Source organism: Sphingomonas bacterium (assembly GCF_903644135.1).
In the GTDB taxonomy this organism is placed as follows: Bacteria; Pseudomonadota; Alphaproteobacteria; order Sphingomonadales; family Sphingomonadaceae; genus Sphingomonas.
The window spans coordinates 1-10,805 of sequence record NZ_CAHJXA010000060.1 but is presented as its reverse complement, the minus strand read 5'-3'; the positions used below and the strand labels follow the sequence as shown (position 1 = coordinate 10,805).

The 10,805-nt window shown below is 70.6% G+C and carries 12 protein-coding genes; 10 read left to right on the top strand and 2 right to left on the bottom strand.

Annotated features, from left to right (window positions below; genetic code table 11):
• The 5 genes from HUU96_RS05130 to HUU96_RS05110 all read left to right on the top strand — a co-directional run.
• Nucleotides 1-436 (top strand): orotate phosphoribosyltransferase (locus HUU96_RS05130; RefSeq protein ID WP_174291779.1); only part of this gene is annotated, 436 nt, incomplete at its 5' end.
• Nucleotides 433-1,161: a pyridoxine 5'-phosphate synthase gene (locus HUU96_RS05125; protein ID WP_174291778.1), complete on the top strand. Its 729-nt coding sequence runs from the start codon at nucleotides 433-435 to the stop codon at nucleotides 1,159-1,161. The genes HUU96_RS05130 and HUU96_RS05125, both read left to right, overlap by 4 nt.
• Nucleotides 1,161-1,586 (top strand): holo-ACP synthase, encoded by a 426-nt coding sequence (gene acpS, locus HUU96_RS05120; protein WP_174291777.1) that lies wholly within the window; start codon nucleotides 1,161-1,163, stop codon nucleotides 1,584-1,586. The genes HUU96_RS05125 and acpS overlap by 1 nt, the downstream gene beginning before the upstream one ends.
• Nucleotides 1,583-2,539, top strand: a complete 957-nt coding sequence (lepB, locus tag HUU96_RS05115; RefSeq protein ID WP_174291776.1) for a signal peptidase I — start codon at nucleotides 1,583-1,585, stop codon at nucleotides 2,537-2,539. The genes acpS and lepB overlap by 4 nt, the downstream gene beginning before the upstream one ends.
• Nucleotides 2,540-2,613: 74 nt before the next feature.
• The gene (locus HUU96_RS05110; protein ID WP_174291781.1) at nucleotides 2,614-3,633 is read left to right on the top strand and encodes an AI-2E family transporter; all 1,020 of its coding nucleotides are present in this window, start codon (nucleotides 2,614-2,616) and stop codon (nucleotides 3,631-3,633) included.
• Here the strand turns inward: HUU96_RS05110 and HUU96_RS05105 are convergent.
• On the bottom strand, nucleotides 3,572-4,690 hold the full coding sequence (locus HUU96_RS05105; protein ID WP_174291775.1) for a glycosyltransferase: 1,119 nt from the start codon (nucleotides 4,688-4,690) through the stop codon (nucleotides 3,572-3,574). The genes HUU96_RS05110 and HUU96_RS05105 overlap by 62 nt on opposite strands.
• A gap of 138 nt (nucleotides 4,691-4,828) precedes the next feature.
• Between HUU96_RS05105 and HUU96_RS05100 the strand changes: the two genes are divergently transcribed.
• Genes HUU96_RS05100 through HUU96_RS05090 form a run of 3 tightly spaced genes read left to right on the top strand, consistent with a single transcriptional unit; the run spans nucleotide 4,829 to nucleotide 7,485 of the window.
• Nucleotides 4,829-5,776, top strand: a complete 948-nt coding sequence (locus HUU96_RS05100) for a hypothetical protein (protein ID WP_254605014.1) — start codon at nucleotides 4,829-4,831, stop codon at nucleotides 5,774-5,776.
• Nucleotides 5,773-6,297 (top strand): DUF2141 domain-containing protein, encoded by a 525-nt coding sequence (locus HUU96_RS05095; protein WP_174291773.1) that lies wholly within the window; start codon nucleotides 5,773-5,775, stop codon nucleotides 6,295-6,297. Before HUU96_RS05100 ends, HUU96_RS05095 begins: the two co-directional genes overlap by 4 nt.
• A gap of 9 nt (nucleotides 6,298-6,306) precedes the next feature.
• A complete protein-coding gene (locus tag HUU96_RS05090) occupies nucleotides 6,307-7,485 on the top strand; it encodes a glycosyltransferase (protein ID WP_174291772.1) in 1,179 nt (392 codons plus the stop codon).
• An 8-nt stretch (nucleotides 7,486-7,493) separates the two neighbouring features.
• Here the strand turns inward: HUU96_RS05090 and ubiG are convergent, their stop codons facing one another.
• Nucleotides 7,494-8,222 carry a bifunctional 2-polyprenyl-6-hydroxyphenol methylase/3-demethylubiquinol 3-O-methyltransferase UbiG gene (ubiG, locus tag HUU96_RS05085; RefSeq protein ID WP_174291771.1) on the bottom strand — a complete coding sequence of 243 codons (729 nt, stop codon included), beginning with the start codon at nucleotides 8,220-8,222 and terminating at the stop codon, nucleotides 7,494-7,496.
• A gap of 54 nt (nucleotides 8,223-8,276) precedes the next feature.
• On the opposite strand from ubiG, the gene HUU96_RS05080 reads away from it, so the two are divergent.
• Nucleotides 8,277-9,542, top strand: a complete 1,266-nt coding sequence (locus tag HUU96_RS05080; protein ID WP_174291770.1) for an aspartate kinase — start codon at nucleotides 8,277-8,279, stop codon at nucleotides 9,540-9,542.
• A 59-nt stretch (nucleotides 9,543-9,601) separates the two neighbouring features.
• Nucleotides 9,602-10,588 carry an NAD(P)H-dependent flavin oxidoreductase gene (locus HUU96_RS05075; RefSeq protein WP_174291780.1) on the top strand — a complete coding sequence of 329 codons (987 nt, stop codon included), beginning with the start codon at nucleotides 9,602-9,604 and terminating at the stop codon, nucleotides 10,586-10,588.
• Nucleotides 10,589-10,805 lie beyond the last annotated feature (217 nt).

The following is a 10,805-nucleotide window of genomic DNA, read 5'->3' as shown; positions in this document are numbered from 1 at the left end:
CGAGGCGCTGGTCCGCCGCCTGCCCGGCGAGGTGAAGCAGCGGGCGGCGGCGGTGGTCTCGCCGGCGATGGGCGGCGTCATCGCCGGTCACGAGATGGCCCGCGCGCTCGGGGTGGAGGCGATGTTCCTCGAACGACCCGACGGCGTGTTCGAGCTGCGCCGCGGCTTTCGCCTGGCACCGGGGACGCCGGTGCTGATGATGGAGGACGTGGTCACCACCGGGCTGTCGTCGCGCGAGGCGATCGCCGCGATCGGGCGCGCCGGCGGCGTTACGGTGGCGGCGGCGGCGCTGGTCGACCGGTCGGGGGGCGGCGTCGATCTGGGCGTGCCGTTCTTCCCGCTGCTTCGCCTCGATGTGCCGACCTATGCGGCGGACGCGCTGCCGCCGGAGCTGGCGTCGATCCCCGCGGTGAAGCCGGGGAGCCGGGCGGCGTGACCGACCCCCTGCGCCTAGGCGTCAACATCGACCATGTCGCGACCGTCCGCAACGCCCGCGGCGTCGGTTATCCCGACCCGGTGCGCGGGGCGCTGCTCGCGGCCGAGGCAGGGGCGGACGGGATCACCGCGCACCTGCGCGAGGATCGGCGGCACATCACCGACGACGATGTCGCGCGGCTGTTGGCCGCGCTGACGGTGCCGCTCAACCTGGAGATGGCGGCGACCGACGAGATGCTGGCGATCGCGCTGCGCCACCGCCCCCACGCAGCCTGCATCGTGCCGGAGAAGCGGGAGGAGGTGACGACCGAGGGCGGCCTCGACGCCGCCGGACAGTTCGAGCGCCTGCGCCCGCTGGTCGGGGCGCTGACCGCCGCCGGTATCCGCGTGTCGCTGTTCGTCGAGCCCGACGCACGCCAGATCGACGCCGCCATCCGACTGGCCACGCCGGTGGTGGAGCTGCACACCGGCCGCTATGCCGACCTGGACGGGGAAGCGCGAGCGGACGAGCTGCGCCGCCTCGCCGACGCCGCCGCGCTGGCGGCGAAGAACGGCGTCGAGGTTCATGCCGGCCATGGCCTGACCTATGACAATGTCGGCCCGATCGCGGCGATCCCGCAGGTGCGCGAACTCAACATCGGCCATTTCCTGGTCGGCGAGGCGCTGTTCGTCGGGCTCGGCGAGGCGGTGCGGCAGATGCGCGCGGCGATGGATGCGGCGCGGTAGTGATCCTCGGCCTCGGCTCCGACCTGTGCAGCATCGAGCGAATCCAGGCGTCGCTCGACCGGTTCGGTGAGCGGTTCGAGGCGCGGGTCTTCACCGATGCCGAGCGCGCCCGGGCAGCGCGGCGGCCGTTCACCCGCGCCGGCACCTTCGCCAAGCGCTTCGCCGCCAAGGAGGCGTTCTCCAAGGCGGTCGGCACCGGCTTTCGGGCGGGCGTGTTCATGCGCGACATCGGCGTCGTCAACGCGCCCTCGGGCGCGCCGACGCTGGCGCTGACCGGCGGCGCGCGGGCGAGGCTTGACGCCATGACCCCGGACGGCCACGCCGCGCGGGTCCATCTGACCATGACCGACGATCACCCCTGGGCGCAGGCGTTCGTGGTGATCGAGGCGGTGCCGGTCGAGGCCCTGAGCGGGAAGGCAGCATGAAGGAAGCGGTGGTGAACGGCAGCGAGGCTCCCCCCGGCAAGGAGCGCAAGACGCGCGCCGGCACCGACTGGTGGGGGGAGGCCAAGGGTATTTTCTGGCTGATCCTGGTCGTGCTCGGCTTCCACAGCTTCATCGCCAAGCCCTTCTACATCCCCAGCGAGTCGATGCTGACCGGCTTGCAGGTCGGCGACCGGCTGGTGGTCAACAAGTTCGCCTATGGCTGGTCGTTCGTCTCCCCAACCATCCCGAATCCGGTCGCGATCTTCGACAGCCTGGTGCTGCGCCGGCACGAGGATAGCTGGGCGGTGCAGCTGCCCTTCCACAAGGGCCGGCTGCTCGGCCGGCTGCCCGAGCGCGGCGACGTGGTGATCGTCACCCCGCCGGGCACCAACAGCGACTATATCAAGCGGGTCATCGGCCTGCCCGGCGACCGGTTGCAGGTGAAGGGCGGCATCGTCTTCCTCAACGGCGCGGCGGTGCAACGCGGCTCGCTGCACTATGTCGATGTGCGCCATTACGGCGGCACGGTGATGGCGGACGGGACCGAGACCTGTGACGTCGGGCAATATGGCCCCGCCGCGCGCGTCGTCGCGGCGGACGGCAGCGCGACCTGCCGGTTGCCGGTCGTGACCGAGACGCTGCCGGGCGGTCGCCGTTACGACACCGTCGAGCTGGGGCCGAGCATGGGCGACGATTATGGCGCGATCACCATCCCGGCCGACCATGTCTTCCTGATGGGCGACAATCGCGACCGCTCCGCCGATAGCCGCTTTCCGCTGTCCGAGCTGGGGCTGGGCGGGCCGGTGCCGTACGAGAATATCGGCGGCCGGGCGGAGTTCGTGACCTTCTCCTTCGACGGCAGCGCGAGCTGGCTCAACCCGCTCAGCTGGTGGCGCTCGCTGCGCCCCGGCCGCGCCGGCGTGTCGCTTCACCCCGCCGAGACCCGCCGGTGAGCCCGGTGGCGAGCAACGAGCGGCCGAGCGACGAGAAGCGGCCGACGTTGGTCGTCGAGGCCAGCCCCAACGAGATGCGCGACCCGGCGATGCGCGCGGAATTCGCCCGCGCCAGCGTCTGGTTCGGGCTCGCGATCGCGATCGCGCTAGTGGTGGTGTTGATCCAGCCGATCCTGATCATCCTTGCCGGGCTGGTCGTCGCGGCGCTGCTCGACGGCGGCGTCCGGCTGCTCGGCCGCGTGCTGCCGATCGGCCGTGGCTGGCGGTTGTTGATCGTCGTGCTGGCGGTGATCGCCTTCCTGCTCGGCACCTTCTACCTGACCGGCGTGCAGTTGGTCGAGCAGGTGACGCAGCTGCGCGCGACCGTGCAGGGTCAGTCGCAGAAGGTGGTCGAGTGGCTGAGCAGCAAGGGGGTGATGCCGGGCGCGGCGGACCTCAACGGCGCGTTCCACCAGGCGCTGGACTCGGTCGGCAAGATCACCTCCTATGTCGGCACGGCGCTGGGCGTGCTGACGACGTTGGTGTTCATCCTGGTGCTGGGGCTGTTCTTCGCGATGGAGCCACGCATCTACGAGCGCGGGCTGCAATGGATGGTGCCGCGCGACTCGCGCGAGGAGTTCACGGTGACGACCCAGCGGATGGCGACGACGCTGCGCCGGCTGCTCGCCGGGCGGCTGACCGGCATGGCGGCGGAGGGCGTGCTGACCTGGATCGCGTTGGAGGTCGGCGGCGTGCCAATGGCGCTGGTGCTGGGCATCATCGCCGCGATCATGGCGTTCATCCCCAATATCGGCGCGTTCATCACCGGCGCGCTGATGATCGCGGTCGGGTTCAGCGCGGGCGCGCATACCGGCTTCTGGGCGCTGGCGACCTGGGCGGTGGTGCAGAGCTTCGACGGCTATGTGGTCGTGCCGATCGTGGCGCGGCGCACCGTCGACCTGCCGCCGGCACTGACCCTGTCGATGCAGATCCTGGCGAGCGCCTTGTTCGGTATCCTGGGGCTGGCGCTCGCCGACCCGATGACGGCGATGATCAAGGTTGCATTGGAGCGACGGTCCGAGCGGCAGGGCGAGAAGGACGGCGAGACGGCGTGACCACCAGCCGATCGAACAGCGCCAGGTAACGCGCGGCCGAGTCATATCCCGGCTGCGGCACTGGCGCGGGGCGCGGCGTCGCACCGCCCAGCCAGTGATCGAGCGCCGCCACCAGCGCGGCCGGATCGTCCGGCGCCACGATCGAGCCGAGCGTGGGCGAGGTCACGATCTCCGCCACCGAGGGGCTCGACTCGGTCGCGATCACCGGCGTGCCGACCGACAGCGCCTCGCGCAGCACGCCCGGGACGCCCTCGAAGTCGGACGGCAACACCACCACCGCCGCGCGCGCCATCACCGGCAGCGGATCGGCGGCATGGCCCGGCAGGAACACGCGGCTGCCCAGGCCAAGCGCCGCCACCTGCGCCTCCAGCGCGGTGCGGCGATCGCCCTCGCCGACGATCACCAGCGACACCTCGCGGTCGGCGAGCAGCGGCAGCGCCGCGATCAGCCGGTCCCAGCGCTTCTGCGCGACCAGCCTGCCGACCCCCAGCACGATCCGCCCGCGAGGCAGCGCCGTGCCGATCGCACCGGGGATCGTTTCGGCGGGAGGGTTGGGAATCACCTCGACCCGGCCGCGCATCCGCAGCGCGCGCTCGGCGCGGCGCGCGGTCTCGGGCGTCATCGCCACCAGATGGTCGAGGAAGCGGCCATGGCAGGCGAGCCACGCGCTGTTGCCCCAATCGCCCAGCGGCCCCAGATCGCGGCGGCGCAGCGAGTTGGACACCTTGCCGACGATCGGCGGCATCGCCGGGCCGAGCCGCGCCCGCGTCCAGGCGGCGATCGAGGTATAGGTGTTGCCGGCGCAGAAGATCAGGTCGGGCTTGCGCTGGCGGACGATGGTGGGGAGGCACAGCAGCGAGGTCACCGCGCGCGGCCGCGGCGTCACCGTTTCGATCCCCGCCGGCAGTTCCGCGCAGAGAGGCCCCTCCAGCCGGTTGGCGACCAACGTCACCCGCCGCCCCGCCGCAAGCCAGCCGCCAGCGAGGCGTAGTTGCGCGCGCTCGACGCCGCCGCCGCGCAGGCTCTCGACATAGGTCAGGATGTGGTCGGCGGGCATCGTCTTGCCTTGCTCCAGCCCAGATTGGCCCGCAAGACCGCGATAGCATGAGGCCGGCGGTTGTCCATGCGGCCAAGTGGTTCGGGATGGACGGCGATTTTTGGTGAGCGATCAAACGGCGACGCCGCGGTGGCGGGCGTGAGCGCGGTCGCGGCCGCGCCGGGTGCAACCGACGCGACGCCTCCCGACCTCGCCGGTTTGCAGCCCCTGCCGACGCTCAAGTCGCGCTGGCCGCTGGTAGTCGGGATCGTCTTCACGGTCGCGATGCTGGTGGGGCTGGGCTATCAGCTATGGACGGCGGGCCTGCCCGCACTCGCCCGCTCGGTGCCGGGATCGCCGCTCTTCTATGTGGCGTTCGTGGTGCTCTACGCGGTGCCGCCGCTGTTCGACTATGCCATCTTCCATCGATTGTGGGGGATCCCCGTCGCCGGGCTGGTCGCGCTGACCAAGAAGCGGATCGCGAACGACGTGCTGTTCGGCTATTCGGGCGAGGCCTATTTCTACGCCTGGGCGCGGGGCCGTGCCAAGATGGTTGCGGCACCGTTCGGCGCGGTCAAGGACGTCAGCATCCTGTCGGCGCTGTCCGGACATGCGATGACGCTGGGGCTGATCGGGCTGGTGGTGCCGTTCGGCCACGCCTTTCTGAAGCCCGAATGGTTCCACGGCATCCTCGCCGTGGGCGTGGTGTCGGTCGCCATGTCGCTGCCTTTTCTGGTCTTCTCGCGGCGCGTGTTCTCGCTCGATCGAGCGCAATTATGGCGCATCTTCTGGCTGCACTGCGGGCGCATCCTTGCCGGCTGGCTGATGACCGGGCTGGTCTGGCATTTCGCGCTGCCGGCGGTCGCGGTGGCGATGTGGCTGCTGCTCGTCGCGGTAAAGCAGATCGTCTCGCGCCTGCCGTTCGTGCCCAACAAGGACCTGCTGTTCGCCAACCTCGCCGCGCTGCTCATCGGCCATGCGACGCCGATCTCGCGGCTGGTGACGATGGTGTCGGTCGGCACGCTGCTGGTTCATCTGATCCTGGTCGTCGGCTTCGGACTTCACCATCTGTTCAGCCGCAAACCTGTATTGCGGAGCCCGGCATGACCCATCGCACCCTTCTCGCCCCGCTCCTCGCGCTTGCGCCGGTCGCGTTGTCCTCGCCGGCGCTGGCTGCCCCGCTTGGCCCCGATGCCGCGGCGTGCGAGGCGAACAAGCCGGCGATCCTCGCCACCGTCGTCGGCCTCAAGGACCGCAGCGGCATCATCAAGCTGGAGCTGTATCCGCCGACGCCGGAGGATTTCACCCGCGACGACCACGACCTGATCGCTGAGGGCAAGACCTTTCGCCGGGTCACCGTCTCGCCGCCCGCCGCCGGCGCCGTGTCGCTGTGCATCCGCGTGCCCGGGCCGGGTCGCTACGCGCTGCTGATGACCCATAATCGCGACGGGCAGAACAAGTTCAGGTACACGATCGATGGCGCGGGGCTGCCGGGCAACAAGAAGATCGGCATGTCGAAGCCCAAGGTCGGCGCGGCGATCGTCGAGGTCGGCGCGGCGACGCTGCCGCTGACGATCCGCGCGCAGTATCTGGGGCTGCTCGGCTTCTCGCTCTCGTCGGGCAACTGAGTCCGTTCGGTGCGGATCATCGACGTCAACGAATTCTACTCGCCCTCGGGCGGCGGCGTGCGCACCTATGTCGACCGCAAGATGGGTATCCTGGCCGGCATGGGCCATGAGCTGATCGTGATCGCGCCGGGCCGCGACGACCGCGTCGACGAGCGGCCCGGCGGCGGCCGCGTCATCTACGTCAAGGCACCGGGAATGCCGTTCGACGCCAATTACGGGCTGTTCTGGGACGCCGCGCCCATCAACCGCATCCTCGACGCGCTCGATCCCGACGTGGTCGAGAACTGCTCGCCCTGGCGGCCGGCGTGGATCGTCGGAGCCCGGGGGGGACGCGCGATCAAGTCATTCTTCATGCATAACGACAATATGGAGGCCTATGCCAAGCGCTGGCTCGAGAAGCTGGCACCCGGCGAGACAATCGAGCGCGGCTTCGCCTGGTACGACCGCTATCTGGCGCGGCTGCTGGCCCCGTTCGACACGGTACTGACCAACGGCCCGGCGCTGACCCGGCGGCTGACGGCGCGAGGCGTGCGCGTCGACGAGACGATGACGCTGGGGGTCGACCGCTCGGCGCTGTCGCCGACGCATCGGGACCTGGGGCTGCGTGCCTCGCTGCTCGCCCAGTGCGGCCTGCCGCCGGAGGCGAATCTGCTGGTCGCGCTCGGCCGCCACCACCCGGAGAAGCGCTGGCCGGTGGTGATCGACGCGGTCGAGCGCGCCGGGGCCAGCCTGCCGGTCGGGCTGGTTCTGATGGGCAAGGGGATGCGGACCCGCCAGCTGGCCCGCCGGGTCGCCTCCAGTCCGCACATCCGCCTTTTCCAGCCGGTGTACGACCGGCCGCAGCTGGCGCGCATCCTGGCGAGCGCCGACGGCTTCATCCATGGCAACGACACCGAGCCGTTCGGGCTGGTGGTGTCGGAGGCGCTGGCATCGGGCACGCCGCTGATCGTGCCGGACGTGGGCGGCGCGTTCGAGGTCGCCGCGCCCGATTACGCCGAGATCTATCACGCGCGCGACGCGAAGAGCGGTGCCGCGGCGATCGCTCGCCTGTTCGCGCGTGACCAGCCGGCGCTGCGCCGGGCAGCCGCGGCGGCGGCATCAGGGGTGCGCAGCGACGAGGAACATGCCGCAGCTTTGGTCGGCCATTACCAGCGGCTGATCGAGGGCAAGCGGGCGATGGCCGCGTAGTCCTTTCGTCAGGCGTGAACCGCCGTGACCAGATAATCCAGCGCCGTCGACTCGGTCAGCACGAACCCCTTGGCCGGCGACAGTCCGAGCCCACGGACGTCGCGCACCGTCAGCCCCGCCTCGCCGAGCCGCGCCGTCAGCTCGTCGGGCGTCAGGAACTTGCGCCAGTCATGCGTGCCGCGCGGGATCATGCCCGTCCCCTCGCCGAGCGCGATCAGCGCCAGTCGCGACAGCGGCGTGCGGTTGGGGGTTGACAGCACCATCAGCCCGCCCGGCGCGAGCGCCGCCGCCAGTCCGGCGATGAAGGCGCGCGGATCGGTGACATGCTCGATCACCTCCAGGCTGACGACGAGATCGAACCGCTCGCCGCGGACCGCGGGCAGGCTGCCGGCGCGATAGTCGATTGCCAGCGCCGATTGCCGCGCATGAGCCTCGGCGACGACGATGTTCTCCGGTGCTGCGTCGATCGCGGTGACCGCCGCGCCCAGCCGCGCGAGCGGCTCGGCGAGCAGCCCCGCGCCGCATCCCACGTCGAGCGCCGTCCTGCCCGCCAGCGGCGCGAAGCCGCGATCGTCGCCGCCCCAGTGCAGATCGACCGCCTCGCGCAGGTAGCGCAGCCGCGCCGGGTTCAGCCGGTGGAGCATCGCCGAAGAGCCCTTCGGGTCCCACCAATCGGCGGCAAGGCGGCCGAAATGCGCGGCTTCCTGCGGTTCGATCGTGCTGCTTGCGCTTGCCATGCGCCCGCTCCTATCAGGGCCGCGGCTTTTCCCCAAGACGGTTGCACCGCCCCCATGTCCTGCATCGTGATGAAGTTCGGCGGCACCTCGATGGCCGGCATCGAACGCATCCGCAACGTCGCCGCGCGAGTGAAGCGCGAGGTCGCGGCCGGGCACCGGGTAGCGGTGGTGGTGTCGGCGATGGCGGGCGAGACCGACCGGCTGGTCGGCTTCTGCCGCGAGGCGTCGGCGCTGTACGACCGTGCCGAGTATGACGTGGTGGTGTCGGCGGGCGAGCAGGTGACCAGCGGGCTGCTGGCGATCGCGTTGCAAGCGGCGGGAGTGCCGGCACGATCGTGGCTGGGCTGGCAGCTGCCGATCCGCACCTCCGACGCCCACGCCTCCGCCCGGATCGGCGCAATCGACACGGCGGCGCTGACGGCGGCGCTGGCGAGCGGCGAGGTGGCGGTGATCCCCGGGTTCCAGGGGATGGCGGACGATGGTCGGGCGACGACGCTGGGCCGTGGCGGCTCCGACACCTCGGCGGTGGCGGTGGCGGCGGCGTTGAAGGCCGATCGCTGCGATATCTACACGGACGTCGATGGCGTCTATACCACCGATCCGCGTATCGTGCCGCGCGCGCGCAAATTATCACGGGTGACCTATGAGGAGATGCTGGAGCTTGCCAGCGTCGGCGCGAAGGTGCTGCAGACGCGCTCCGTCGGCCTCGCGATGAAGGAGGGCGTGCGGGTGCGCGTGCTCTCCTCGTTTGAGGAGGGCGACAGCGATGCGCCGCAGCGCGGCACGCTGATCGCCGGCGAGGACGAACTAGACGAGGAGATCGACACCGTGGAACGCCAGCTCATCACCGGCATCGCGCACGATAAGAACGAGGCGAAGGTGACGCTGACCGCGGTGCCGGACCGGCCCGGCGCGGTCGCAGCGATCTTTGCTCCGCTCGCCGATGCGGGCATCAACGTCGACATGATCATCCAGAACGTCGCCCATTCCACCGGCTCCACCGACGTCACCTTCACCGTCCCGGCGACGGACCTCGTTCGTGCGCTCGACATCCTGGAGCGGGCGCGGCCGGCGATCGGTTTCGACGCGCTGGTCCATGACAGCCGCGTCGCCAAGATCAGCGTCGTCGGCGTCGGCATGAGGAGCCACGCCGGCGTCGCCTCGACGATGTTCACCACCCTGGGCGATCGGGGCATCAACATCCAGGCGATCACCACCAGCGAGATCAAGGTCAGCGTGCTGATCGAGGAGGATTATACCGAGCTGGCGGTGCGAGTGCTCCACACCGCCTATGGCCTCGATGGCGAGATTGCGGCGTGACCGACACCCTCGCGCCCGCCCCTTCGACGATCGCCGGCCATGACCGGCTGACCCGCCTGATGGCGCGGGGCGCGGCGTTCCTGGGCAGCGAGGTCGCGATCCTGGCGGGGGCGATGTCGTGGGTATCGGAGCGCAACCTGGTCGCGGCGATGTCGAACGCCGGCGGCTTCGGGGTGATCGCCTGCGGGGCGATGACGCCGGCACTGCTTGATGCCGAGATCGCTGCGACCAAGGCGCTGACCAGCCGCGCGTTCGGGGTCAATCTGATCACCATGCATCCCGCGCTCGACGAGCTGATCGAGGTCTGCGCGCGCCACCGCGTCGGCCATGTGGTGCTGGCGGGCGGACTGCCGCCCAAGGGCGCGCTGGAGGCGATCAAGGCGGGCGGGGCGAAGGTGATCTGCTTCGCGCCGACGCTGGCGCTGGCGAAGAAGCTGATCCGCTCGGGCGTCGACGCGCTGGTGATCGAGGGGATGGAGGCGGGCGGCCATATCGGGCCGGTGTCGACCAGCGTGCTCGCGCAGGAGATGCTGCCGACCATCGCCGCCGAGGTGCCGGTGTTCGTCGCCGGCGGCATCGGCCGGGGGGAGGCGATCGCCGGCTATCTGGAGATGGGCGCGGCCGGCGTTCAGCTCGGCACGCGCTTCGTCTGCGCTTCCGAGTCGGTCGCGCATCCCCGCTTCAAGCAGGCGTTCATCCGCGCCTCCGCCCGCGATGCCGTCGCCAGCGTCCAGCTCGACCCGCGCTTGCCGGTCATCCCGGTGCGCGCACTCCGGAATGCCGGCGCGGAGCTGTTCACCGCGAAGCAGCGTGAGGTGGCGGGGCATCTCGACGAGGGCCGCGTCGCGATGGCGGAGGCGCAGCTGCAGATCGAGCATTATTGGGCGGGCGCGCTGCGCCGCGCGGTGATCGATGGCGATGTCGAGCATGGCAGCGTCATGGCCGGCCAGTCGGTCGGCATGGTCACCCGCGAGGAGCCGCTCGCCGACATCCTGGCGACGCTGGCGGACGAGGCGGCGGCGGCACTGGCGCGGCGCGCCGGCTAGACCCGCGAACGGCGTAAAAAGCGTTAATCCGGCACTATCGCTACCGTGTAACTGCTAGTTATCGCAGCGAAATCGATGATGCTCCCGATCAAAGAGGGGGCTCTTGCATGGTTAGGTTCGTCTTCGTGGCATGGCTGGCGGCGTTGGCCGCTGCCGGCGCGGCACAGGTGCTCGTGCGGACGCTCAAGTGCAGCGTGATCAATGCCGGCGACGGCGC

What these genes read in the sequence shown, in the direction of transcription:
- lepB (WP_174291776.1), top strand. Translation starts at nt 1,583, where the DNA reads ATGAAGGAAGCGGTGGTGAACGGCAGCGAGGCTCCCCCCGGCAAGGAG.
- HUU96_RS05110 (WP_174291781.1), top strand. Translation starts at nt 2,614, where the DNA reads ATGCGCGACCCGGCGATGCGCGCGGAATTCGCCCGCGCCAGCGTCTGG.
- HUU96_RS05105 (WP_174291775.1), bottom strand. Translation starts at nt 4,690, where the DNA reads ATGCCCGCCGACCACATCCTGACCTATGTCGAGAGCCTGCGCGGCGGC.
- HUU96_RS05095 (WP_174291773.1), top strand. Translation starts at nt 5,773, where the DNA reads ATGACCCATCGCACCCTTCTCGCCCCGCTCCTCGCGCTTGCGCCGGTC.
- ubiG (WP_174291771.1), bottom strand. Translation starts at nt 8,222, where the DNA reads ATGGCAAGCGCAAGCAGCACGATCGAACCGCAGGAAGCCGCGCATTTC.
- HUU96_RS05080 (WP_174291770.1), top strand. Translation starts at nt 8,277, where the DNA reads ATGTCCTGCATCGTGATGAAGTTCGGCGGCACCTCGATGGCCGGCATC.
- HUU96_RS05075 (WP_174291780.1), top strand. Translation starts at nt 9,602, where the DNA reads ATGGCGCGGGGCGCGGCGTTCCTGGGCAGCGAGGTCGCGATCCTGGCG.